The following is a 25,931-nucleotide window of genomic DNA, read 5'->3' as shown; positions in this document are numbered from 1 at the left end:
TGGTCAGCCCCACCCAGTCCTCCCCTAATAGGGAAGGCTTTTAATGATAATAATAATAATTTTTTAAGTCTCCCCATTTAGGGGGAGATTTAGAGGAGGCTATTTATCCTTTCGCTTAAAAATCATACTTTTGCCCTCACTATGAGCGAAGAGAGATCATTAAATTTTATTGAAGAGATAGTTGAGGAAGATTTAGCCGAAGGCAAGTACGGTGGCCGGGTATTAACCCGTTTCCCACCCGAGCCCAATGGTTATTTGCACATAGGGCACGCTAAGTCTATCTGCTTAAATTTCGGGCTGGCAAAAAAATACAACGGCAAAACCAACCTGCGTTTTGACGATACCAACCCAACCAAGGAAGAAACCGAATATGTTGACAGCATAAAAGAAGATGTTAAATGGCTGGGCTTTGATTGGGCCGAAGAGCTGTACGCGTCTGACTATTTTGATAACCTATATCAATTTGCGGTTACCCTGATAAAAAAAGGGCTGGCTTATGTTGATGATAGCAGTGCCGATGAGATAGCCGCGCAAAAAGGTACGCCAACCGAGCCGGGCACACCAAACGAATACCGCAGCCGCAGCGTTGAAGAAAACCTGCAGTTGTTTACCGATATGAAGGCCGGCAAATACCAGGACGGCGATAAAGTATTGCGTGCCAAGATCGACCTGGCTTCGCCAAATATGTTGCTGCGCGATCCGTTGATATACCGTATTAAACATGCCCATCATCACCGTACCGGCGATGCCTGGTGCATTTACCCTATGTACGATTTTGCGCATGGACAGAGCGACGCTATCGAGGAGATAACACATTCTATCTGTACGTTGGAATTTGTATCGCACAGGCCGTTGTATGATCTGTTTATCGAGGAACTAAACCTGTTCCCGTCAAAACAATACGAGTTTGCGCGCCTTAACATGACCTACACGGTAATGAGCAAACGTAAGCTGATGCAATTAGTAGCCGAAAATCATGTTGAAGGCTGGGATGATCCGCGGATGTCAACCATTAGTGGTTTACGCCGTCGTGGTTATACCGCTGCGTCTATTCGCGAGTTTTGCGAGCGCATTGGTGTTGCCAAGCGCGAGAACATGATCGACTTTAGCCTGCTGGAATTTTGTATCCGCGAGGACCTGAACAAGACCGCCTGGCGCCGCATGGCAGTGCTTGATCCGATAAAAATGATCATCACCAATTATCCCGAAGAGCAAACAGAAACTATGCACGGCGAGAACAACCCCGAGGTTGAAGGTGGCGATGGTGGCCGCGATATTCCTTTCAGCAATGAACTGTGGATTGAGCGCGAAGATTTTATGGAAGAGCCGCCTAAAAAATTCTTTCGTTTAGGTGTTGGCCTGAGTGTTCGTTTAAAGAACGCCTACATTGTTAAATGTGAGGACTTTAAAAAGGATGCAGACGGCAACGTGACCGAGATCTATTGTACCTATATCCCCGAGTCAAAATCTGGCCATGATACCAGCGGTATTAACGTTAAGGGCACTATTCACTGGGTGAGCGTGCCACACGCCAAAACTGCCGAAGTACGCATGTACGATCGCCTGTTTAAAGTAGAGGACCCATCAAACGAAGAAGGCGATTTTAAAGAATATCTTAACCCGGATAGCTTAACCATATTGCCAAACGCTTATATCGAGCCAGATTTGGCCAATGCCGTAACCGGCAAAGGTTACCAGTTTATCCGTAAAGGCTATTTTACGCTGGATAAATTATCAACCGATGATAAACTGGTGTTTAACAGAACGGTGACGCTGAAGGACGGCTGGGCTGTTAAGAAATAGTTAGCCCCCCAACCCCCTAAAGGGGAGTTTTTTGAAATGCTTAAAATAAAAAGGCGGAAGTATATCTTCCGCCTTTTTTATTATATCTCAAATCGTTCGTTATTGTTCCCCCTTCAGGGGGTTGGGGGCTTACGGAGCATACTTCTGATAAACATTATAAAGGATATTCAAATCCAACTCACTTAACTGTGGCGTAGCCGTATACGCATCTTGTACAAAATGACGCTTAAATGCAATAATAGCCGAGTTTAGATCGGCAACGTCATAGCCTATCAGTCGCAGGGCGGTTTTATAATCAAAATTTGGCGGGGCAGGTACCAGTATGTCATCGCTCCAGTAACCAAAACCTTTTTCGGCCAACAATTTCCACGGGAACAACGGCCCCGGGTCGGGTTTGCGTTTGGGTGCAAAATCCTGGTGGCCTAAAAAATTGGCTTGTGGTATATTATATGCTTTTTTAAGCTGTGCCAGTAATAGCAACAGGCTTTTTATCTGTACATCATTAAAAGGGTCAAAACCGTTATTGTCTATCTCAATACCTAAAGATATACTGTTCATATCCGTAAGGCTGCCCCATTTGCCCACGCCGGCATGGTTTGAGCGCAGGTAATCATTTACCATATGGTATACTTTGCCGTCTTTGCCAATTACATAGTGCGCGCTTACCTGGGTTCTCAAAAGGCCAAAAGTGCGAATGGTTTGTTGTACCGAATCCTGGGCGGTATAATGGATAATTACATAGTTAGCCTTACGTATGCCAAAATTAACCGAGCTTACCCATTCTGACGGGGCGGCTATTAAACCGGAGCTATCCATTAACGTAACGGGCTGCTGCAGCTTAATAATGTTTACTAACGAATCGGTTTTGGCGGTATAGAAACTATCTATGGCAAAACGCGGTGGCTTAATTGCAATTGGCTTTGAACCATCTGCAGACTTAGTGCCCGGCTTTACAACCTTTGGTGAACATGCGGTAGTATACACTACGGCAATAAACAACAATAAATAAATGCTAACGCGATGACTCTTTATAACCATGAAGCTAAATTAACTTTTTAGCCCAATAACAGCATTAATAGTGCCGAAATTGTTACCACTTGCGCGCTTTATTGTAGAAATCTTCGAGCTTATGCTTATAATCTTCCTGCGAAAAGATATCCATTATCTTTAAAAAGTCTTTATAATTGGTGGTGTAGGCAAAAGCGTATTCTGCACATTCAATTTTCGAATCATCCGTTAAAAACTGGTTCAGCAGGGTTATTAACTGGTCAATAGTAATGCCTTTGTCTTTAACCGCTTCTTTAAGCGCCACTACTTTTTCCTGGTCGTTACGTTTATCGCGCATGGTGGTTAAAATTGCGGTTACATCAGCGCCGGCCATAGCCTCTTTAGGGTGCACCAGTTTTTTTCGTACAGTATCGGTAGCAGTTTTAACAGAGAAAGTTGAGGCATTAGTATGCTTGCTGATGCCAATAATGATTAGCAACAGGGGTAAAAACAATAGCTTGTTCATTCAATCAGGGATTGGGAATACTAAACATAGCTATAACCTGTTGTAATCACCAAAAAAAATGTATCATTTAGGCTATAATCGCTTAAAATTTATCAATAATTAATAAGTATTAAATTATTGGTTAAATTACTGATCGTCAAGCTCGTTATTGGCGAAGGTATCGCCCTGTCGTATATCGCCGGTATCGTAACCCTTCCTGAACCAATACATCCGTTGCGCGCTGGTGCCGTGGGTAAAACTATCGGGACTAACGCGGCCCTGGTATTTTTGCTGCAAACGGTCGTCGCCAATCTGGTGCGCGGCGTTTAGCGCCGAGTCGATATCGGCCCGTTCAATTACAATATTGTTATGATGGCTCAGGTTCTCGTAATGAGCCCACACACCGGCATAAAAATCAGCCTGCAGTTCCAGCTTTACCGATAGCTTGTTGTAAGCCGTTTCGCTCATACTTTGCCGCGCCTGGTCCATCTTTGCCGATACCCCTAACAGGTTTTGGATATGGTGCCCTACCTCGTGCGCTATAACATACGCCCAGGCAGCCTCGCCCGGCGCACTGAACTTTTGTTCCAGCTCATCAAAAAACGAAAGATCAAGATATACCTTCTGGTCGGCCGGGCAATAAAACGGACCGGTTGCCGATGTGGTATAGCCGCAGCCCTCAGCATCAACAGCGTCAGTATAAAGATGCAAAACCGGGTGCGTATAGGTTTGCCCCATGGTGCGGAAAAGACTGTCCCAAACAACGGTGGTGCCCTGGAAAATTACACGCGCAAATTTCTTGTTCTCACTCTCGGTACCACCGCCCGGAACGGTATTGATCTGTTGCGAATTATTACCGCTGCCACCGTTAAAAAGTTGCGATGGGTTGATGCCGGTAAACAGATAGATCACCACGCCGATAAGGCCCAGCGCGCCTCCGCCAAAAAGCATCCCGCGGCCACCGCCCCTGCTGCTGCCTTCTTCAACATCATTACTTTCATTACCGCCTCTCCATTGCATAGTTTTATCGTTTTAGTGTAACTGTTTAACAGGGTGGTGTTTGTTATTGTTTGAGTGAAGGTGGGTTTTTTAGGCTCTCACCCCAACTTCTCTTCAAAAGGGAGCGGCATAGCAAAAGTAGCATACCGGGTGATTTGATTTTTTTGTTACTCCCAATTATCACCTGTTTGGCTTTACGGCTAAAAATATCTAATTTAATAGCCATATAAAAACCCTGACAGGAAATGAAAAAACTATTCGCTTTAAGCCTAATCGCTACTACCACATTTGGCGCCTACGCTCAAAAAACATTAATGGGGTTTACCCCTGCATCCTCGGCAACGCAGCTTCAAACCGAGCAGCAGTTCGACCAGGCCATCAGCTCGCCACGTATTGGCGCAACGTTAAAAGATCTGTCGGCCTATCCACACCACATTGGCTCGCCGGGCGGTAAAATTGTCGCCGAAAAGATCCTGGCTAAATTGAAGTCGTACGGCTTTGACGCGCATTTGCAGCCCTATAAGGTACTTTTTCCAACCCCTAAGGTAAGGCTGCTTGAAATGACCGGCCCAACCAAATACACGGCCATACTAAAAGAAGCAGCATTAGCCGAGGACCCGACATCAAGCCAGGCAGGGCAGCTGCCAACCTACAACGCCTGGAGCGCCGATGGTGATGTAATGGGCCAGCTGGTATTTGTGAATTATGGCCTGCCTGATGATTATGAAACCTTAGCTGCTATGGGCATTGACGTTAAAGGCAAAATAGTAATTGCCAAATACGGCAAATCATGGCGGGGCATTAAGCCAAAGGTAGCTTATGAGCATGGCGCCATCGGCTGTATCATCTACTCAGACCCGAAGGACGATGGCTTCTTTGCCGGCGATGTTTATCCTAAAGGTGCTTATAAAAACGAGACCGGCGTACAACGAGGTTCGGTTATGGATATGGTGATCTACCCCGGCGACCCGCTAACTCCGGGCGTAGGCGCTACTGAGAATGCAAAACGCCTTGATCGTAAAGACGCTACCACGATATTAAAGATCCCGGTACTACCGATAAGCTATAAAGATGCGAAACCTTTGCTGGCTGCCTTAGGTGGCCCGGTTGCTCCGGCCGAATGGCGCGGCGCTTTGCCGTTCACTTATCATATCGGCCCCGGCGCAACAACCGTACATTTAAAGCTGGCCTTTAATTGGGACCTGGTTACCGCCTATAACGTTATCGGCACGATAAAAGGATCAACCTACCCTGATGAGTGGGTGCTGCGCGGCAATCACCATGATGGCTGGGTAAACGGAGCTGATGATCCGCTGAGCGGGCAATCGGCGTTATTGGATGAGGCTAAGGCTTTGGGCGATCTGTTAAAAACGGGCTGGAAGCCAAAACGCACCATCGTATACTGCGCCTGGGACGGCGAGGAGCCGGGACTGTTAGGCTCGACCGAATATGCTGAAGATCATGATAAAGAATTGCAGCAAAAGGCTGTGGTATACATTAACTCGGATGATATCTCAAGAGGGTTCTACCATGCCGGTGGCTCGCATGCCTTGGAGAACTTTATGGGCGAGATCTCAGAAAGTGTTATAGATCCTGAAACAAATGTGACCGCCAAAGAACGGAAACGTGCTTTTGAGCTGGTGAATGCCGCATCCGTAAAAGCCAAAAAAGATATTATGGAACGTAAAGCCGACCCGATTGGCGCGTTAGGTTCTGGGTCCGACTTTTCATCGTTCCTGCAACATTTGGGGGTGCCGACGCTTGATATTGGTTTTGGCGGCGAAGGCGGTGGTGGTGATTACCATTCTATATACGATTCGTACGCTGATTATGTTCGTTTTAAGGACCCGGGGTTTGTGTACGGAGCAGTGCTGGCAAAAACTGTTGGCCACACGGTTTTACGTATGGCTAACGCCGATGTATTGCCGTTTGATTTCAGGAGCCTATCAAATACGCTAAATGGTTATGGCAAGGAGGTGATGGAAATGGCTAACACCATGCGCGAGTCTACCGCTATGGAAAACCAATTGGTAAAAAGCAACGCCTTTAACCTGGCTGCTGATCCAACTAAAAAAATGGCCACACCAACAGCCACGGCTGAAGTTCCGGCGATAGATTTCGGCGCGTTAACCACCTCGCTGGCTGCATTAAAAACAAGCGCCGATAAACTGGCAGCGGCAATGGCTACCGCATCAGCCTCAAACATCGACCATAAAGCGCTAAACGAAACTATTTATAAAGCTGAGCAGCAATTATTAGCACCGGCGGGCCTGCCGCGCCGCCCATGGTACAAGCACAGCATTTACGCGCCGGGTTTTTATACCGGTTATGGTGTAAAAACAATGCCGGGCATCCGCGAAGCGATAGAGCAACGTAACTGGAGCGAAGTGCAACAGCAGATAGCCGCTGTATCGGCAACTATTAACGCGCTGGCTGCTTATTTGGATAAGGCAGCGATGTAATACCACTTTTGTTATTCTGAACGAAGCGAAGAATCTTACACGCCGTACTTACCGCGCTTACAAGATTCTTCGCTTCGCTCCTTGACAATTAGTTATTTGTATTTAGCGATAAACGCCCTGCACCCTTCCTCGATCAACCTAAAAACCGGCTTAAACTGCCTGTCGTCATGATAAGGGTCTGGAACGATCTGGTCGATCAATAATAACGATACCTTTTTACGGTCATCCTCATTACGAGCCATAGCTAAAATGTTACTGAGGTTGTTTCTATCCATCACCAGGATCTGGTCGAACGTGTCAAAATCGCTGGTGCGAAAAAGCCTGCAAACCTGCCGGCTGATATCAATTCCGTTATCACGGGCAACCCGTACTGAACGGCGGTCGGGGCCTTCGCCAATGTGCCAGTCGCCGGTGCCGGCCGAATCGATGTGCCAGTTTAAGTTTTGCTTATTGGCCAGGTGCTGCATTATCCCCTCCGCCAACGGCGAACGGCAAATATTGCCCAGGCAAACCATTAGTATTTTCATTTTTTTAGCTTAAAGCAAAAAGCGGAAAGACCAAAGCTTTTAGCTTTAGATTTTCTACTTTCAGCTCCCTATCCAAATATTTGGTTCAACAATCCTGCTAACCTGATACCGCCTTTAAGCAGCTGCTGGTTAAGGATGTCTAAATGCGTAAAGTTGTATTTGTAGTTAAGCGTGTCGCCGGGTTTAATTTCGGTATAAAATTGCTCGGCAAGTACACTCGACTCATTGATCCATTGGGCTAAAGGGGCTGCCTGCCAGGTTTTAATTTGTGCCGGGGTGGCATGGTCTATCGCACTTACATATTCAGTATAACTTAACTCCTGGAAGTTGATCAGTTCGGTATCCCAGATAGAGTGCAGGTTGGTTGGCTTACTAAACCAGTTTACTTTAAAATCATTACCGCCTTTATCACTTTCGTGCGCGGTATGCATTGGCTGATGGATGTCTTCGGTAATGTGGATCAGCATGCGCAGGTAAAGCAGTTTGTTCGCTTTCGTAGTGGTTTTCTTTTTCAGCTCGTCTATCAAAAACTTTAGCTTGGTGTAGGCATTCACGCTGTTATCGTGCTCCAAAAACTCGGTCATTTCGGGCAGGCTCATCGGTCTTTCAAAATCAACAAAATGCCAGTTGTACAGGTAGCTGTAGGCCGGGTCCGACTTTATAAAATCGGCCCAGTTGCTGGCCATAGCTATCGACTCGTTACCTAAAATAGCTTTTATAGCCAGGCGGGCCTTAGCGGTTAAATGGTCCTCGGCTATCTGGCCGCTGATGCGATGGCCGTTGGTACCCCAGGCCATGGTTTGTACCGGCGCGTATACAATTGCTATCGCGATAGCTGCCTTTTTAAAAAAGTTGAATTTCATGTTATAATGGTTTTGGATCACAACTGATCCGTTTAATTAAATGTAAGTTAACAGGTATAACGTTTGACGTACTTAAAAATTGAACCAGCGAATCAGCTTTCGTACTCACCTTAAAATACTCCTCGTACGGACCGGAACGGAAACAGCCTTCCTGCTTTTTGAGCGTATAATCGGCATTGCAAAAATTGCCCCGGATGCGCAGCGTGTCATGGCTTTGGCGGTACGTGCCGCGGATATATTCTTTCCAGTGCCCGGCATTCATACAACTATCCACGCCCGAGTTTACCTTGCTAAAAGAACTGATCTCCATAAAAACCGAGTCGCAGCTAAATTTAAACTTAAATAGCGAATAACTCAACAGCTGCTTTTGCATTGGGACGCTGTCCTGCTGCCATTCGCCCTGCAGGTAGTTTTCGCCCTTGCCCTGCACGCCGGGGTTGAGGGAGCACGCGGATGAGAATAAGCTGAAAGCTAAAAGCAGAAAGCAAAAAGGTTTTTGCATTTGCCTATTTCAAACTGCCTATCATATCTTCAGGACGAACCCATGCATCAAACTGCTCGTTGGTTAAATAGCCCAGGCCTATGGCAGCTTCGCGTAATGATGAGCCTTCTTTCAAAGCTGTTTTAGCGATCTTGGCAGCAGCCTCATAACCTATGTGAGGGTTCAATGCGGTAACCAACATCAGCGAGTTCTCCAGGTGCTTTTTAATGCCGGCATAATTTGGTTCGATACCAACGGCGCAATGGTCGTTAAACGATACACAGGCATCGCCAATTAAACGTGCCGATTGGAGGAAGTTGGCCGCCATAACCGGTTTAAATACATTCAGCTCGTAATGCCCGTTTGAGCCACCTATTGAGATAGTAACATCATTACCCATTACCTGTGCGGCAACCATGGTCACTGCCTCGTTTTGGGTAGGATTAACCTTGCCCGGCATGATAGATGAACCCGGCTCGTTGTCCGGAATATGAATTTCGCCGATACCAGAACGCGGGCCAGAGGCCAGCATACGGATATCGTTAGCAATCTTCATTAATGAAACCGCTATCTGCTTCAAAGCGCCATGTGTTTCTACAATAGCATCATGAGCAGCCAGCGCCTCGAATTTATTTTCGGCGGTGATGAATGGCAGGCCGGTAAATTTGGCAATGTATTCCGCCACCTTAACATCATAACCTTTTGGGGTATTGATGCCGGTACCAACCGCGGTGCCGCCAAGAGCAAGCTCAGACAGGTGATCCAACGTATTGCGCAATGCTTTTAAACCATGGTTTAACTGCGATACGTAACCTGAAAATTCTTGTCCTAAAGTTAACGGAGTAGCATCCATTAAGTGTGTACGGCCAATTTTTACCACGCTTTTAAATGCTTCAACTTTTGCCTGCAGGGTATCACGTAGCTTTTCAATGCCCGGTATGGTTACATCTATCACCATTTTATAGGCGGCAATGTGCATTGCGGTAGGATAGGTGTCGTTTGATGATTGCGATTTATTTACATCATCATTTGGGTGGATGAAGGTTTTACCCTCGCCCAGTTTATTACCCGCTAATACGTGCGCGCGGTTAGCAATAACCTCGTTAACATTCATGTTTGATTGCGTGCCCGATCCGGTTTGCCAGATAACTAATGGAAACTCGGCGGCTAAACCACCGGCTAATATCTCGTCGCAAACGGCGGCTATCTGGTTGCGTTTATCGGCGGGTAAAACACCCAGATCGGTATTGGTAAATGCGGCAGCTTTTTTAAGGTAAGCAAAAGCGGCAATGATCTCTTTAGGCATAGAAGCTTCCGGGCCTATTTTAAAGTTATTGCGCGATCTTTCGGTTTGCGCGCCCCAGTATTTGTCGGCAGGTACCTGTACCTCGCCCATGGTATCATGTTCGGTTCTGAAACTCATTATAATGCAATATAATTTTCAGCCGCAAAGGTAGGGGTAAAATGGGTGGGATGGAAGTTAATGTTTAAAAAGTTACGAGAGGTAGAGATTGGTGATTAGGCTTGTCCTTAATCACTAATCTCTAACCACTAATCACTATACCCGCCCAAATACTGTTACACCCAGCCCGTTTACTGTTTGTAACTTGCGCCCCTATACTTTTAAACCCAGATTTGATTAAATTTAAAAACACATGAAAAAGTATTTTCTTTCTATCGCAGGCTTAATTGTTCTGCTGTTTAATCAAAATGGAGTAGCTCAGCATAAGGCCCCAACGCAAGCCGAGATGGAACGCTTTATGCACAACATGACTGCAGATAGTACAGATAAATGGGAATATAGCAGTGTGCATTTTTTTAATGAGCCATACGCACAACAGGATCTTAAATTTGATGTATGGATTAAGCAACATTTAATAGATAAAATACATTATTTCTTCAGCTATAGAAATAACGGAAACGTATTGTCTGCTCAATTATATAACACTGAATCAGTGGAACTGGCAACCACTTCTATAACGCGGGCTACTGCCACTCGATATCGATATCGTGTGGTAACTAATGACAGCGTGGAACTTGTGCCCTGGACAACGCCCTCGGTTTTCAGGTCAAATAAATTTACATCATATGCATTTTTAGGGAAATTTGATTGCAAGCATAAGACCATAACGCTCATCATCGCAGAAAAAAATAACAAGAGCAATAAATCGTTTTACGTCTATAACAGTGATGATATACCGCCGGTAAAGATTAGCAGTATGTGCATACAATACCCCACCGGACTTCGCGCTAAGAATGCGTCAGATTGGAATAAGGGCTTTGGCATCTTGTCGGTTAAAAATGCCGAAAGTATCAACTTAAATATCGTAAACACATCGCAAAACGAACTTTATCACGTCTATCTTAAAAGAGAATCTGGTGGGAAGGATTCCATTGTTTCTATTGGAAATAATTGGGAGCGTAATTTTAGCTCGCCCGATCCGGAGATGTACATTAGCGGTGTCCTTTTCAGTAAACCGGGGAAGTATACTATAATTATCAGGCCGGAGATAACAGCTGGTTACAAACAGCAGATAATTATCGGATCAGAGGTAAGGGCGCACTTTACTGTTTTACCCGGACCAATCACCCTCTCTCTTAAAACAGTCGAATTTATTATTGTTATACTGCTAACCACCGGCGGCTTTATGTTTATGATGTACCGCCGAAAGCAAAGGCAAAAGTTGGCGCGCGAGGCGCAGAGTAAACAAATAGCAATGTTGCAATTGCAATCCGTACGTGCGCAGCTAAACCCGCATTTTATTTTTAATGCCCTTGCGGGGATACAAAACCTTATCAATAAAAATGAAATTGAAGATGCCAATAAATACCTAACCCGCTTTGCCCGCCTAACTCGTAATGTACTTGACGAAGGCCACAAGGACCTCATCAGCATTGAACAAGAAATTAGTTTGCTTGATGATTATTTGCAAATGGAACAAACCCGCTTTGGCTTTAAGTTTAATATAAATGTAGCTAACAATGTAGATAAGCAAATTGAAATACCCGCAATGCTGATACAACCCTTTGCAGAGAACGCGGTTAAGCACGGTATGTCATCTCTTAAAGATAAAGGGCTTGTTAGTATCGTTATTGACGAGATTGATACAGATATAGTTTTAACTATTCATGACAACGGTAAAGGATTTAACAAACCTGCCGGCACCGGCAAGGGTATAAAACTGTGCGAGGAAAGGATAGCCCTGCTGAATAGCATCTACAAAAAATCAACTATCTTGCTGCAGATAGAAACAGGAAACGAAGGGACAACCATTACCATAAACCTTAAAAGCTGGCTTTAAAAATGAAGGCGCTAATTGTCGACGATGAAACATCAAACCAGGAAAACCTGCAGCATTTAATGAAAATTTATGCAGCGGATGTAACGGTTTGCGCCGTAGCTGGCGATGTGGATGAGGCTGTAAAAGCCATCCGTCAACACCGGCCGCAATTGCTGTTTTTGGATATCCAATTGCATGATAGATCGGGGTTTGAATTGTTGAAACAGTTAGACGCGATTGATTTCGAGATAATTTTTGTCACTGCTTATGATCAGTATGGTATCCAGGCAGTAAAGTTTGCCGCGCTGGATTACCTGTTAAAACCGGTTGACATTGACGAGTTGGTTATTGCGATTGATAAAGCCAGAAAGGCTATCGCCCAAAAGCAAAAGAACGAACGCCTGGGCTATCTGTTGGATTATTTAAAAGACGAAAACAAAACCCGTCCGCGCATAGCACTACCGATGTTTGGCGAAACCCGGTATGTAAACCTAAACGATATTATCCGCTGTGAGGCCGATAATACCTACACCCGTTTTATGCTTACGCAAGGCGAACAACTGCTAACCTCTAAAACGCTGAAAGAATATGCCGACATATTAACCGAACATAATTTTCTGCGCACGCACCAATCTCACCTGGTAAACATGCAATACATTAAAAGCTGGTTGAATGAAGATGGCGGGAGCCTGCTGTTAACAGATAACACCAAAATACCGATATCAAAAGCTAAGCGGGGTAAGCTAAAAGACATATTAACGGGTGAATTGGTAAGGAATAAAAAAGGAACTGTTTAATAAGCATAAACCATTGTGCTTACATCATCCATTACCTTAAACCCCGACTTGCTGTAGAAATCAATAATTGGTGTACGCGTGGATAAAATGATCATTTTAATGTTTATTGTTTCCAGGTTCTCTTTCATTGTCGCCAGCAGGTCTCTTCCAACTCCCAGGTTTTGGGCTTCAGCAGCAACAAATACCTCTTTTAAAATAAAGATATCACCGCTATAATAAGGCTCTATATTACCAATTGCACAACCGATTATTTTACCATCCTGAAGAGCTACCCAACCCCTAAATTCAGGAGTGTTATAATAGCAGGTTAAAAGGGCCAATGCGGTTGTGTATGTCCAGTTGTCGTTCCACGGTTCGGTATTGTATGCCGACGGATATATTGCGGCACATCGCTCAAGTGTTTGGACGGAAGTTATTTTTACTATTATGATATTGTGGTTCATTATAATGCTTTAAATAGCATTATAGTCGGGGTAGGTAAAGATTCCTTACAGAAAGTATCAATAAACTCTTTCTGCCCCCTTAACCCAATCCATCAACTTAGCATCAACAGCTTTATCAGCAATTAGCTTAGCCAGGCCCGGCACATTACCACTTTGTGCGAGTTTGTAAAAGTAATCGACATAAAATTTATCAAAAAAAGTTTTATCGGATTTTTTGGTTGATGCCAGCCCGGCTTGGGTAAATATGGTTTTAAGCTGGTACTCCATTAATACGGTTCCGGCTAAATTTTTTGACTGGGCGGATGCTATAGCGCCGCTTATAATAGCATTTGATTTAGCATTTTCTGCTGCCTGGGCCACAGAAAGTTTCCCCGGCCCATCAGCTTTTAATACGCCGCCTTTAAGGATGCTTTGCAGGTTGGTGGCGGCTTCTTCAGTACGCTGGCCGTTGGGCTCCAGCAATAAAAAACTGCAAAAGGCCATCAAAGCATTCAACCTTTTGTTTTGGTGGAAGGTAACCAGTCCGTAGAGGCGCTGGCTGTTGGCATGTTTGGGGTCGAGCTTTATAGCTTCAATGGCGGCCAGCTCGGCATCGGCATATAGCTTGGCGCGGAAATCGGCTATGCCTAAATTAAAGTATAGGTTCTGATCCTTCGGGTAGGCTTTTAACCCCTCATTATAAATGGCGATAGCTTTATCGGGCTGGTTATTTTTATCATAAATGCTGCCCAATAAACTATAAGCCGCATTGGTATAGGTTGATTGCGTTTTTAAAACTTTCTCTAAATAAGGAATACCTTCGGGGGCTTTACCAGCGTCAACTAATGCTAATGCAGCTTTGTAGTTTGTGGCAGGGTCGTCGGTTTGGCGATCTTGAGCAAATAAGGTTGTCGAGCAACAAAATAGCAGCAGTATCAAAAGTGTTTTTGAGTAGGATAGCATTTTACTGATATAATTAAAATTTCCTTGGTGTATTGTGCAACCACTGCGCCATACCGGTTAACTGGGCCATGTTTTCTTTACCCCACTTAGCTGTGCCGTCGCGGTCGGTGTTAATAGCCATTAAGCGGGCAAAGGCCGGCATATATTCTGTCTGCGCTAATTTATAATAATAGTCTGCAAAAAACAGATCGAAAAAAGTCTTTTCAGTTTTCTTTTCAGCCAGTTCGCCGGTTAATTTAAACAGTGTGGTCAATTCATCGGTTAACAGATCAGCACCCTGTAAATTCTTTGTTTTAGCCGATATTGTAACCATGGATAATCCCAGGTTTAATGTAGATGTTTCCTGGGCATCATTTGGCGATATATTAATGGTCGTTTTTCCGTCCTGGTTAATACTGCTGCCATTTAAAATGTTCTGGATATTGTTAAATGCAGATGCCGCAGTTGGTGTAGTACTTCCAAGTGATATTACGCTACAAAAAGCCATTAGCGCATTAACTTTTTTGTTTTGCCGATAAGCAGACAGGGCATAGACAGATAGATTACCGATATGATTAGGATTACGCTTTAATGCTTCAATGATATTTTTTTCTGCCAGGTCGTACTGGTTGTTTCTTAAATAAGTAAGGCTAAGGTTATAATATATCTGGGGGTAGTTCGGGTTTATTTTTATGCCCTTTTCGTAATTGTCAACAGCTTTTTGGGTTTGATGGTCGCCATCATAAATACTTGCCAAAAGGCATAATGCAGCCACATTTAAATTTTCGTTGTTGGTTTTTACCACTTTTTCTAAATAAGGTATGGCGTCCTGCGGCTTTTTTTGTGCATATAATGAAAACGCGGTTTCGTAATTAGCAAATCCATTCTCAGGATCGGCTTTTAGCACTTCTGCATACTTTTCAATGGCCTCTGCATATTTACCCTGATTATGCAGTTTTGTGCCCTGCACCATTAAGGTGTCTAAATTGGCTTTATTGTTTTGCGCAAATATTGTTACCGAACAAAAAAGCAATAACAATGTTAAGATTGACTTGTGATAGGTTTGCATAATTTTAAGAGTAGGATTTATGTATTTTAAATTTAGCAACGTTATCAACTAAAACAATAAAAATGTTTAAAACTTTAATTTCAACGCGGGTTATATTTTGCAATTTTCGCAGTCGGTTACCGCGATAGTATATTATTTATGAAATTATTGAAACAAAGCTTGTTTGCTTTTACTACTACCCTGCTTGTATTAGCATCATGCTCATCTACCCCCGGCGAAAACGGCGGCTCAGTTTTTAGCCCGGCCGAAAAAAGTAAACCCCTGGACATTAAAGCTTTGTTGGCCTATAACCCTAAAAATGCAGATAAACAGATAGATGCTTTTATGCAGCACCTGCACACAGCAGCGGGGTTTAACGGTAACGTACTGGTGGCAAAAAAAGGAAAGATAATTTACCAAAATGCTTTCGGCTGGGCTAACTATCCACACCAGGATAGCCTGACGCTCAACTCTCAGTTTGAACTGGCGTCCATCAGCAAAACTATGACGTCGACTGCCATTCTACAATTAATAGAGCGGGGCAAGCTGCGCCTTAACGACTCCGTGCAGCAGTTTTTCCCCAATTTCCCATATCATGGCGTAACTATCCGCATGCTGCTTACGCACCGTTCAGGCCTGCCCAATTATGTATATGCTATCGATGACGTTTTCCGCAAAGAACACCGCGACCAGAAGAAAGGTGTTACCAACCAGCAAATGATGGACTTACTGGCTCAGTACAAACCTGCACGTTATAACGTGCCCGACAAAGGTTATCATTATAACAACTCCAACTTTATGGTGCTGGGCTCTATTATAGAGAAGGCTACACATATGTCGTATGCCGATTATATGATGCAGAACGTTTTTCTGCCGGCCGGCATGAAACATACCAATGTTTATTCCAAGGCCACTTACGATAAAATACCTACCAAGGTATTGGGGCACGATCGTAACAGTTGGCGGTACTCGGTAGCGCAAAACTACCTGGACGGGCCTGTTGGCGATAAAGGTATATATAGTACCGTGGGCGATCTTTTCCTATACGATCGTGCGCTGCGTGCCGGAAAGCTCATTAAACAGGTCACGCAGGATTCAGCTTATACCAATCGTGTGCCGTTAAAAAATGGTCATTTCGGGTATGGTTATGGCTGGCATTTGTTTGAGGCGCCTAACGAAAAAGTGGTTTACCATACCGGCTGGTGGCATGGCTTTCGCCATAACTTTCTGCGCGATATGAAGGAAGATGTAGTGATTATATTGCTGGATAATATGACTAACGGCAGCCTGCTGCACCTTGATGATCTGTTTAAAATGACCGGAATGCCCGTAATACGCGCAGGGGCTTACGGCCGTAGCGGCGAGGAAGAGGATGAACAAGCACAGGCCCCTACCGTAGAAAAGAAAAGGCAGCCCGTTAAAAAACAGAAGAAAGAACCGGTAGCCAAACACAGCGCCGTTAAAAAGCACAAAGCGCATAAACACTAAGCTGTAAATACTGTTCTATAAAAAGATAAAGGAGTTAACATGTTCGATAAACTATTTGAAGTACAGGCAAAGGCCGGCGAGGTAAAACAAAGGCTTGATAATATCACTGTAACCGGCGCAGCCGAGGGTGGTAAAATAAGCGTTAATGCTACCGGTAACAAGGTCATTCAATCTATAAACATTGATGCTGATTTTTTTAAAGATGCCGATAAGGAAGAGATAGAAGAGTTGCTGGTAATAGCCATTAACAAAGCCATGGAGCAGGCCGATAACGTTAGCCAAAGCGAAATGGCTGCTGTTACCAAAGATATGTTTGGTGGCCTGGGCGGGATGTTTAACAAATAAAACTTAATGTTATGAAAACTACCTATTACGGGCAATCAACCATCATGATTGAAACCGGGGGCAAGAAGCTTTTGTTCGATCCCTTTATTACGCCTAACCCTGCGGCTAAGGATATTGATATCCATAGTTTAAAGCCTGATTATATCCTGGTATCGCACGGGCATGGCGACCATGTTGCCGACCTGGTTGCTATCCAAAAAAGCAGCGGTGCAAAAGTTATCTGCATTGCCGAGATAGCAAATTGGCTGGGTAAACAAGGCATCGAGGCGCATGGTATGAACATTGGCGGCGGGTTTAACTTTGAATTTGGCCGGGTTAAAATGGTTAATGCAGTACACTCAAGCACCATGCCTGACGGCGCAGCTGGTGGTAACCCTGCCGGGTTTGTGTTGTACGCGGAAGGTAAAAAAATCTACTACGCCGGCGATACCGCCCTAACCTATGACATGAAACTATTGGCGGATGAGAACCTGGACTGGGCGTTCCTGCCTATCGGCGACAACTATACTATGGGCGTTGATGATGCCATCAAATCAACCGATTTTTTTAACTGCAAAAACGTTATCGGGGTGCATTACGATACCTTCCCGGTTATTGAAATTGACGAAGACGAAGCGGTTGCTAAGTTTATTAAAGCAGGTATAAATATTAAGCTGCCGGCTATTGGAGAAGAGATTGTGTTGTAAAGGACATAATTGTCACCCTGAGCGTAGCGAAGGGTCTGCCATGCGGCGATTGCAAAGTTTGCAGATTCTTCGCTACGCTCAGAATGACAAATATAAAAAAAGCTCGCTGATTTCAGCGAGCCTTTTTTATGTAGAGACGCAAAAATTTCGCGTCTTATATTAAGCCAACTTGCGTTTAACTTCTACGTTTTCGTAAGCTTCAACAATGTCGCCTACTTCAATGTTATTAAAGTTTTGGATGTTCAATCCGCACTCGTAGTTGGCCGATACTTCTTTTACATCGTCTTTGAAACGTTTTAATGAAGCCAGTTCGCCGGTGTAAATAACAACACCTTCACGTACAATACGGATCTTGCTGTTACGGGTAATTTTACCATCTAACACCATACAACCTGCAATGGTACCTACCTTGCTGATCTTGAATGTTTCGCGGATCTCTACGTTAGCAACAATTTTCTCTTCGAATGTTGGCGCCAACATACCTTCCATCGCTGCCTTGATCTCGTTGATCGCATCATAGATGATAGAGTATAGGCGGATATCAATTTGTTCGGCCTCGGCCAGTTTACGGGCACCACCTGAAGGGCGTACCTGGAAACCAATGATGATCGCATCAGATGCTGATGCCAGCAATACGTCTGATTCTGAGATCTGACCAACTGCTTTTGATATCACGTTAACCTGGATCTGCTCGGTTGATAATTTCAATAACGAATCGGATAACGCTTCTATTGAACCATCCACGTCACCTTTAACAATAATGTTCAGCTCCTTAAAGTTACCAACCGCTAAACGACGGCCGATCTCATCAAGGGTGATGTGTTTTTGAGTACGTAAGCCCTGCTCGCGTTGTAATTGTAAGCGTTTGTTGGCAATTTCGCGTGCTTCAACCTCGGTCTCTAACACGTTAAATTTATCACCCGCTGTAGGCGCGCCCTGCATACCCAACACCTGTACCGGTGTTGACGGGCCTGCAGATTCAACCCTTTGGCCACGTTCGTTAGTTAACGCTTTTACGCGTCCGCTATAGCAACCGGCTAATATCGGGTCACCTACTTTTAAGCGGCCGGCTTGTACCAATATGGTGGTAACAATACCACGGCCTTTATCTAAAGCAGCCTCAATAACAGTACCTACGGCACGTTTATTAGGGTTAGCTTTCAGCTCCAACAATTCGGCCTCTAACAATACTTTTTCTAAAAGCAGTTCGATATTTAAGCCTGTTTTTGCTGAGATCTCTTGTGTTTGATATTTACCACCCCACTCTTCAACCAAAATATTCATGGCTGATAGTTGCTCACGCACCTTATCTGCGTTAGCGCCCGGGCGGTCAATCTTATTGAATGCGAAGATAATTGGTGCACCGGCAGCCTGCGCGTGGTTTATGGCCTCGCGGGTTTGCGGCATCACGCTATCGTCAGCAGCAATAACAATAATTACAATATCTGTTACCTGTGCACCCCTGGCACGCATAGCGGTAAACGCTTCGTGTCCCGGTGTATCCAGGAATGTTATTTTTCCTTTGTTATCAGGTAAAGTTACTTCGTAGGCACCAATGTGCTGGGTTATACCACCTGCTTCACCACCTATTACGTTGGTTTTGCGGATAAAATCAAGCAATGATGTTTTACCATGATCTACGTGCCCCATGATAGTTACTATCGGTGCACGGGGAACCAGATCTTCCGGAGCATCCGGCTGATCAAGGATAAACTCTTCATCCTGTGGTTTAACAAACTCAACCTGGTAACCAAACTCGTCAGCAACAATGCTTAGTGTTTCGGCATCCAAACGCTGGTTGATAGATACGAACATACCAAGGCTCATGCAGGTTGAGATGATCTGCGTAACAGATACATCCATCATTATAGCTAACTCATTAGCCGTAACAAACTCTGTAACCTTTAATACTTTTGATTGTGCATCCTGCTCCATTGCCAGTTCATCGGCAGTAGCAGCAACGTCATCACGTTTTTGACGACGGAACTTGGCACGCTGAGCAAATTTACCAGACTTACCAGCGCCGCTTAAACGGGCAAGGGTAGCCTTAATTTGATCTTGTATATCCTTTTCAGATGGTTCTTCTTTAGGGCCGGTATTTGCCGGTGTATTACGGTTAAAGTTATTATTAGGGCGATTGCCCTGGTAACCACTACCGGTATTGTTCGGACGGTTCCTGAAATCAGGGCGGTTGGCGTTATTGGCGCCACCACCACCTTGCGGCGCGTTACCACCAGCGGCAGGATTAGTACCTTGCTGTTGGTTAGGTGTATTATTACCACCCGGCCCCTGGCCTGGTCCGTCTTTACGTTTACGTTTGCGTTTATGATCGGCGTTGGTGTTTGATGATGACGCTACCGGGTTACGTTTTGGTGTAACAGGTAAAGTTATCTTACCAATAATGTTAGGGCCGCTTAAACGCTCGGCTTTAGCTCTTATCACATCCGGGTCGCCACCTTCTTCATCACCTGTACCAGCAGCTGGTGTTGGTACGGCAGGAGGGGAGGCTACTACAGGTGCTTTCACTTCTTCGACTTTTGGGGCTTCAGGAGCAACTTCTTTTTTAACTTCGGCAACTGGTTCGGGTGCTTTTACCTCTTCGGCTTTTGGCGCTTCAGGAACAACTTCTTTTTTAACCTCGGCAACTGGCTCTGGCTTCGGAGCTTCCTCTTTAGCCTTTTCAGCCGGTTTGCCACCTAAATTGTTAAGGTCTATTTTACCTACAATTTTCACGCCCGGAAGCGAATCACCGCTATTCTCCTCAACCTTTGCAGGTGTTGGAGCCGGGGCAGGAGCTGGTTCCGGCTTCGGTGTTTCAACCGCAGCTGGCGTTGGCGTTGGTGGCGCGGTAAAGTTACCGGCGTTCTTTATCAGGATCTCTTCGTTCTCGAAATCCCTTGAACGGCGGGTCTCAGCCGGCCTGTCAGGAATAGCCGTAGCTTCTTCTTTACGTATCTTGCCGATACTGATCTGCTTGGCTTCTTCCTTAATGCTTTTATCAACAGCAAATTCCTTTAACAAGGCACTGTACATGTCGTTATCCAGCTTCGCCATAGGTTGTTTATCAACCTTATAGCCTTTCGTAGCTAAAAAATCAACAATGGTACCCATACCAATGTTAAGCTCTTTTACTGCTTTTATTAATTTTATTGATTTGTCTTCTGACATTTATTATAACTTTCTCTGCTTATTTATGCAAAAATACGATTTTAATTTTGCTTAATTCCTTTTATTCAAATTCTGCCTGCAATATTGATAGCACTTCTTTTACTGTTTCCTCTTCTAAATCTGTACGTTTAACCAGTTCGCCTACGGTTAATGCTAAAACTGATTTTGCTGTATCTAAACCAATACGCTTAAATTCGTCAAGGATCCAGCTTTCAATTTCGTCAGAAAATTCTTCAATATCCACATCCTCATCGTGCTCATCTGCCTCGCGGTAAACATCAATTTCGTAACCGGTCAATTTACCTGCCAGCTTAATGTTATGGCCACCACGGCCAATAGCTAATGATACCTGGTCGGGCTTTAAGTATACTGCAGCTGTTTTTTTCTCATCGTCTAACTTAATAGAGGTGATCTTAGCCGGCGATAAAGCACGTTGTATGTATAACTGGATATTGTTGGTATAGTTTATAACATCTATATTTTCATTCTTCAATTCGCGTACGATACCGTGGATACGTGATCCTTTCATACCTACGCAGGCACCTACCGGGTCAATACGGTCATCGTATGATTCTACAGCTACCTTGGCTCTTTCGCCCGGCTCGCGTACAATCTTCTTGATCGTGATCAAACCATCAAATATCTCCGGAACTTCAAGTTCAAATAAACGCTGTAAAAATTCAGGGGCGGTACGTGATATAATGATCTTAGGGTTGCTGTTCAGCATATCTACTTTGTAAACAATAGCTTTTACGCTATCACCTTTTTTAAAGTAATCAGCCGGGATCTGCTCTGTTTTCGGTAATAAAAGCTCGTTGCCTTCATCATCCAAAACCAAAGTTTCTTTTTTCCAAACCTGGTAAACCTCACCGGTAACAATCTCGCCAACGCGGTCTTTATATTTTTTGAAGATCTCGTCTTTCTCTAATTCCAGAATTTTAGATACCAGTGTCTGGCGTGCGGCTAAAATTGCACGGCGGCCAAAGCTCTCTAAAGTAATCAGCTCGATATAATCATCGCCAACTTCCAGGTCCGGATCAAGCGTTTTTGCTTCTTTTAACTCAATCTCCAGGTCATCATCCTCACTAAACCCATCTTCCATTACCACACGTGTGCGCCAAATCTCCAAGTCACCATTGTCGGTGTTTACAATTACGTCACAGTTTTCGTCAGTTCCGTATTTTTTACGGATCATGCTTCTGAAAACGTCTTCCAGCACGCTCATCATCGTTGGACGATCGATGTTTTTGAAATCTTTGAATTCCTGGAAAGAATCAATTAAATTAATATTGCTCATTTTTCATTGAAATTAATTGTTTTTATAAAGGTAATGAAGCTATCATGGGCTTAATTTTTATTGAGCGGCCCATGATGGTTCTTACTTAAATGATATTACAACTTTTGTTTCTGTTATTTGCTCTATCGGGATAACGCTTTCAATAACTGTAGCCTTTTTCCCTTTTTCTTTTATTGTTTCGTCAATCATAACGGCGTCTTCTGTTATTGCCGTTAAAGTACCTTCGCGTTTGCTGCCATCCGTCATTTTAATGGCCAGGTCGCGCCCTATGTTTTTGGTGTACTGCCTTGTCATGCTCAGCTGGAAATCAATCCCCGGCGATGAAACCTCAAGGTTATAGGCTGTTTTTATCACATCCTCTTCTTCCAGCTTAAAACCTACATAACGGCTTATCTGCGCGCACTCGGCTATTCCAATTCCGTTATCACCATCAACCAGTATCATCAGTTTTCCGTTAGGCAATAATTTAGCACTAACTAAAAACAGGTCGGGCCGCTCTATCTCAGCGATCTTCTCTTCAACCAGTTCAACAACCCTTTTTTCAATATTCATATCCGCCTCTATTTTTCCGTTACCGGAATGTCCCGATGGCTATCGGGAGGAAACTAAAAGAGGGGGCAAATGGCCCCCTCAGTCTTAATTTGATGCAAATATAGTGAATATTATGAAATCCTCAAAGCCTTTATTGCTTAAAAATCAAATCGGTATAATGTAATTGCCCTTTGGTGGTTTTACCCCGTATATAGTCCCAGATACTTTTATTGCCGGCATAATTATAATAGCGCATAAAATAGGTTTGTTGCTTTACAAAAGCCGTATCGGGTGTAAACACTACAGCGCTGTCTTTGAGCTGATATTGGCCGGGTTGGATAGGCTGATAATCCTTTGCATCCGTATCTGCCGGCAGGCGATAGATTGCGAAAAGGCTTTGCCAGTTTTTAATGGTATCGCGGTTAATGTCATTTAATATTAACGGGTCGATGCCGGTTATTTTTAGGGATTTGTTGCTGTCTGTAAGACTGATATGCACGAGTGTTGCAGACGGTGTAGGCCTGCAACCGAAACAAAACGCGAGTAAAAGCACGCCATATTTTGCCCATTCCCGGGGTGATCCAGGGTGATCCACTTTTAGTGATCCACCCTTAAAAAATTGATAAAAAATGGTCATTTTTCAGTTGCTTGATTATCAATATATTAATTAAAAAATATACTTAAAAAACCTGACGAATAAGAGTGATCCAAAGTGATCCGATCAAAACCCTAAATTATTAATTTACAGATATTTAGTCAAAAATGGTGATCCAGGTGATCCGCTTTTTAAAATGGATCACTTTGCCTTTAAATTTTGCTCAAACAACTTATAGATGCGCTTGTACTCATCTGTCCAACTGCTTGGCTGTACAAACCCGTGGTCTTCTACCGGGTATGATGCCAGCTCCCAATTATCTTTGTGCAGCTCTATCAGTTTTTGAGTAAGACGGATGATATCCTGGTAGTTTACATTCTGATCGATCATGCCATGCAGCATTAACAAATTGCCTTTTAAGCCATCGGCAAAGTAAATGGGCGAACTTAGGCGATACGCTTTCTCGTCATTATATGGCTCATTCAGGATATTGTCGGTATAGCCATGGTTATAATGCGCCCAGTCGGTTACCGACCGGATAGCGCCGCCGGCTGCAAATACATCAGGTTCGGTAAACAAGGCCATCAAGGTTATAAAGCCACCGTACGAGCCGCCATATAGACCCACATGTTTAGGATTGACACCATATTTCTCAACCAGCATTTTTACACCATCAACCTGGTCGGTTAGGTCCTTGCCACCCATATGGCGATAGATAGCGGTGCGCCAGTCGCGGCCATAACCTGCGCTGCCCGAGTAATCAACATCTAATACGGTATACCCATTGTCGGCCAGCATGTTGTTAAACATATACTCGCGGAAATAGCTGCTGCTCCAGCCATAGGTTACATTTTGCAGGTAGCCCGCGCCATGCACAAACACCACTGCAGGCTTAGCCGGATCTGGTTTTGCAGGCAGGTATAAATGCGCGTAAACATCGCTGCCATAACGGTTTTTAAAGGTGATCAGTTGCGGGTCCTTCCATGGGTATGATTTAAACTCTTCGGTTGTCGAGTTAGTAACCTGTACCGGTGCCGCGCCGGCTTTATTGGCTTGCACGTACAGTTCGCCCGGTTTGTTGGCATACGAGTAATTGACAGCCAGCCATTTTTCATCAGGCGATAGGGCAACCACATTGCCGCCTTTCATTGAGGTTAATTTAACAGGCACGCCACCTGTAACCGGCAGGCGGTAAAAGTGCGTTATACCCGGATGCTCGACATTGGCAGTAATGTAGAACGTCTTTTTGTCGTTTGATAATTGCAGGGTTTGTACCTCCCAATTGCCGGTGGTAAGTTGCTTTTTGCTGCCATCGGTTACATCGGCTACATATATATGAGCATAGCCACTGGCCTCGCTTTCATAATAAAAGTGCGTATTATCCAACCACCCAAAATTGCGCGACCCTGCGCCGCCCACCCACGCATCGTTATGCTCGCGGTCCAGTATAGCTAAAGCTCCGGTTGTTGGGTCAAGTTTCATTATCCAGCGGTCCTTGTTATCCTGAGCGCTTATTACTACCACCGCATACTTCCCATCCTCGTTCCAATAGGTTGATCGCATAAACACTTTCCTGTCTTCGTTAAGCTTTGTGCGGCGCTCCAGTTCTTTAGGGTAATCTTTAAAATATGCGGGGATATCCTTGATACCCGGAATGGTACTTGTGTTTATTTTATAAACCGTATCGCGCTGCGTATCAAATACGAACGATTCATAGCTATCCTGCGCCACACCAACTTTGGTGCGGTTAAGGATATCCTCTGTAAAACCAGAAGCGGTTACATAATTTGGTACAATTGCGCTCTTAACATCGGTAGCTGGCTTTACTAAGGTATAGGTTATAAAACGGCCATCGGGGCTTAGTGTCACGCTGTTAACCTGCTGGTCGCCTACCGCTATGTCTTTTAGCCGTTTAACCTCAAGATCCTTGCGGGCGGCCGAGTCCAGCTTGCGGTTTTTGTCATTTACTTTTATGATATCGAATAGTTCCAGTTGTTGTGCCCTTAACCACCTATCCTGCGCATTGCCGGTTGATTGCACACGTGCGCCGGCTGCAGCGCCTTGTCCACCACCGCCACGCCTTCCGGCCGGAGGGCCAACTATAACAGCAGGAGCAACGCCTGCTGCGGCATGCGTAAAGTTGGTTAGCTGCACCAGTTCGCCGCCGTTTAATTTAAGCGAGTACAAGTTATCGCCCCGCGTAAACAGCACCTTGCTTTCGTCGCCGTTGAACGTTGCGCCGCCTTCAATTTCGACCGTGTTGGTTAGCTGTTGTGTTTTATTAGTTTTAATATCGGTAAGATAGATGTCACCGTTTTTGGCGTAGAGTATGGCAGTATGCTTTTTATTCCAGGTAGCCCGCTCAGGTGTAATATTACGCTGATCGGCTATGCTGACCTTCCCGGGCTTGGTGTTCGTAGGCGTTATGGTATATAGTTCATCACGATCTGCGCCGGTAGGGTTCCAGTTAAAATAAATGTTCCTGCTGTCATTGCTCCAGCGGATAGCCGATGGGGCCACGCCCATCCATTTTGGATCGCGCATTATTTTTTCGACAGTAAGGGTCTCCAGCTTTTGAGCGAAGGTAACCGAGCAAACAGGGATCAGCAAAAGGGTAAAAAGTACTTTCATTGTGTTGGGAATAGTTTAGTGCAATTTAAGAGTTTATAGCGAATTTATGGTATGGAGGTTTTGCCGGGAGGCC

22 protein-coding genes are annotated in these 25,931 nt (G+C 44.5%); 7 read left to right on the top strand and 15 right to left on the bottom strand.

Annotation, left to right across the window (positions count from 1 at the left end; genetic code table 11):
* Positions 1–141: 141 nt before the first annotated feature.
* A complete protein-coding gene (locus ABIB50_RS17695) occupies positions 142–1,803 on the top strand; it encodes a glutamine--tRNA ligase/YqeY domain fusion protein (protein ID WP_429381795.1) in 1,662 nt (553 codons plus the stop codon).
* Positions 1,804–1,932: 129 nt separating this feature from the next.
* Here the strand turns inward: ABIB50_RS17695 and ABIB50_RS17690 are convergent, their stop codons facing one another.
* From ABIB50_RS17690 to ypfJ, 3 genes are all read right to left on the bottom strand, one after another.
* On the bottom strand, positions 1,933–2,841 hold the full coding sequence (locus ABIB50_RS17690; protein ID WP_429381793.1) for an N-acetylmuramoyl-L-alanine amidase: 909 nt from the start codon (positions 2,839–2,841) through the stop codon (positions 1,933–1,935).
* A 52-nt stretch (positions 2,842–2,893) separates the two neighbouring features.
* The gene (locus tag ABIB50_RS17685) at positions 2,894–3,316 is read right to left on the bottom strand and encodes a DUF4476 domain-containing protein (RefSeq protein WP_429381791.1); all 423 of its coding nucleotides are present in this window, start codon (positions 3,314–3,316) and stop codon (positions 2,894–2,896) included.
* A gap of 126 nt (positions 3,317–3,442) precedes the next feature.
* Entirely contained in the window at positions 3,443–4,315 is an 873-nt protein-coding gene (gene ypfJ, locus ABIB50_RS17680; RefSeq protein WP_429381789.1) for a KPN_02809 family neutral zinc metallopeptidase, read from the bottom strand.
* 224 nt (positions 4,316–4,539) lie between these two features.
* On the opposite strand from ypfJ, the gene ABIB50_RS17675 reads away from it, so the two are divergent.
* Positions 4,540–6,756: a transferrin receptor-like dimerization domain-containing protein gene (locus ABIB50_RS17675; RefSeq protein WP_429381787.1), complete on the top strand. Its 2,217-nt coding sequence runs from the start codon at positions 4,540–4,542 to the stop codon at positions 6,754–6,756.
* 92 nt (positions 6,757–6,848) lie between these two features.
* On the opposite strand, the gene ABIB50_RS17670 is transcribed toward ABIB50_RS17675, so the two are convergent.
* From ABIB50_RS17670 to fumC, 4 genes are all read right to left on the bottom strand, one after another.
* Positions 6,849–7,283 carry a low molecular weight protein-tyrosine-phosphatase gene (locus tag ABIB50_RS17670; protein WP_429381785.1) on the bottom strand — a complete coding sequence of 145 codons (435 nt, stop codon included), beginning with the start codon at positions 7,281–7,283 and terminating at the stop codon, positions 6,849–6,851.
* A 68-nt stretch (positions 7,284–7,351) separates the two neighbouring features.
* Positions 7,352–8,146, bottom strand: a complete 795-nt coding sequence (locus ABIB50_RS17665; protein WP_429381783.1) for a S1/P1 nuclease — start codon at positions 8,144–8,146, stop codon at positions 7,352–7,354.
* Between the two features lies 1 nt (position 8,147).
* Entirely contained in the window at positions 8,148–8,648 is a 501-nt protein-coding gene (locus ABIB50_RS17660; RefSeq protein WP_429381781.1) for a fumarate hydratase, read from the bottom strand.
* Positions 8,649–8,652: 4 nt separating this feature from the next.
* A complete protein-coding gene (gene fumC, locus ABIB50_RS17655; protein WP_429381779.1) occupies positions 8,653–10,050 on the bottom strand; it encodes a class II fumarate hydratase in 1,398 nt (465 codons plus the stop codon).
* A 232-nt stretch (positions 10,051–10,282) separates the two neighbouring features.
* Here fumC and ABIB50_RS17650 point away from each other — a divergent pair, with 232 nt between their 5' ends.
* Together ABIB50_RS17650 and ABIB50_RS17645 are read left to right on the top strand one after the other, a co-directional pair.
* Positions 10,283–11,929 carry a sensor histidine kinase gene (locus ABIB50_RS17650; RefSeq protein WP_429381778.1) on the top strand — a complete coding sequence of 549 codons (1,647 nt, stop codon included), beginning with the start codon at positions 10,283–10,285 and terminating at the stop codon, positions 11,927–11,929.
* Between the two features lie 2 nt (positions 11,930–11,931).
* Positions 11,932–12,705, top strand: a complete 774-nt coding sequence (locus tag ABIB50_RS17645; RefSeq protein WP_429381776.1) for a LytR/AlgR family response regulator transcription factor — start codon at positions 11,932–11,934, stop codon at positions 12,703–12,705.
* Here ABIB50_RS17645 and ABIB50_RS17640 read toward each other — a convergent pair.
* From ABIB50_RS17640 to ABIB50_RS17630, 3 genes are read right to left on the bottom strand one after another with little or no spacing between them, the layout of a single operon-like run.
* Positions 12,702–13,148, bottom strand: a complete 447-nt coding sequence (locus ABIB50_RS17640; protein ID WP_429381775.1) for a GNAT family N-acetyltransferase — start codon at positions 13,146–13,148, stop codon at positions 12,702–12,704. The two genes, ABIB50_RS17645 and ABIB50_RS17640, sit on opposite strands and share 4 nt — an antisense overlap.
* 57 nt (positions 13,149–13,205) lie before the next feature.
* Complete coding sequence (locus ABIB50_RS17635) at positions 13,206–14,090, bottom strand: tetratricopeptide repeat protein (protein WP_429381774.1); 885 nt, start codon at positions 14,088–14,090, stop codon at positions 13,206–13,208.
* A 13-nt stretch (positions 14,091–14,103) separates the two neighbouring features.
* Entirely contained in the window at positions 14,104–15,138 is a 1,035-nt protein-coding gene (locus ABIB50_RS17630) for a tetratricopeptide repeat protein (RefSeq protein ID WP_429381772.1), read from the bottom strand.
* A 138-nt stretch (positions 15,139–15,276) separates the two neighbouring features.
* Between ABIB50_RS17630 and ABIB50_RS17625 the strand changes: the two genes are divergently transcribed.
* The 3 genes from ABIB50_RS17625 to ABIB50_RS17615 are packed head-to-tail and all read left to right on the top strand — an operon-like array spanning position 15,277 to position 17,636.
* On the top strand, positions 15,277–16,605 hold the full coding sequence (locus tag ABIB50_RS17625; protein WP_429381770.1) for a serine hydrolase domain-containing protein: 1,329 nt from the start codon (positions 15,277–15,279) through the stop codon (positions 16,603–16,605).
* Between the two features lie 39 nt (positions 16,606–16,644).
* Positions 16,645–16,950, top strand: a complete 306-nt coding sequence (locus tag ABIB50_RS17620) for a YbaB/EbfC family nucleoid-associated protein (protein ID WP_429381766.1) — start codon at positions 16,645–16,647, stop codon at positions 16,948–16,950.
* 11 nt (positions 16,951–16,961) lie between these two features.
* On the top strand, positions 16,962–17,636 hold the full coding sequence (locus ABIB50_RS17615) for a metal-dependent hydrolase (protein WP_429381765.1): 675 nt from the start codon (positions 16,962–16,964) through the stop codon (positions 17,634–17,636).
* A gap of 159 nt (positions 17,637–17,795) precedes the next feature.
* Here the strand turns inward: ABIB50_RS17615 and infB are convergent, their stop codons facing one another.
* The 5 genes from infB to ABIB50_RS17590 form a co-directional block, all read right to left on the bottom strand.
* Positions 17,796–20,804, bottom strand: coding sequence for a translation initiation factor IF-2 (gene infB, locus ABIB50_RS17610; RefSeq protein ID WP_429381763.1), 3,009 nt, complete (start codon positions 20,802–20,804; stop codon positions 17,796–17,798).
* 61 nt (positions 20,805–20,865) lie between these two features.
* Complete coding sequence (nusA, locus tag ABIB50_RS17605) at positions 20,866–22,101, bottom strand: transcription termination factor NusA (RefSeq protein ID WP_230547877.1); 1,236 nt, start codon at positions 22,099–22,101, stop codon at positions 20,866–20,868.
* A gap of 81 nt (positions 22,102–22,182) precedes the next feature.
* Positions 22,183–22,653 (bottom strand): ribosome maturation factor RimP, encoded by a 471-nt coding sequence (gene rimP, locus ABIB50_RS17600; protein ID WP_429381761.1) that lies wholly within the window; start codon positions 22,651–22,653, stop codon positions 22,183–22,185.
* 130 nt (positions 22,654–22,783) lie between these two features.
* Positions 22,784–23,269, bottom strand: coding sequence for a hypothetical protein (locus tag ABIB50_RS17595; RefSeq protein WP_429381759.1), 486 nt, complete (start codon positions 23,267–23,269; stop codon positions 22,784–22,786).
* 159 nt (positions 23,270–23,428) lie between these two features.
* On the bottom strand, positions 23,429–25,858 hold the full coding sequence (locus ABIB50_RS17590) for a prolyl oligopeptidase family serine peptidase (protein ID WP_429381757.1): 2,430 nt from the start codon (positions 25,856–25,858) through the stop codon (positions 23,429–23,431).
* Between the last annotated feature and the right edge of the window lie 73 nt (positions 25,859–25,931).

The organism is Mucilaginibacter sp. UYCu711 (assembly GCF_050433825.1).
Classification (GTDB): domain Bacteria; phylum Bacteroidota; class Bacteroidia; order Sphingobacteriales; family Sphingobacteriaceae; genus Mucilaginibacter.
The sequence above is the reverse complement of the archived record's forward strand: the minus strand, read 5'-3'. Positions and strand labels throughout refer to the sequence as shown.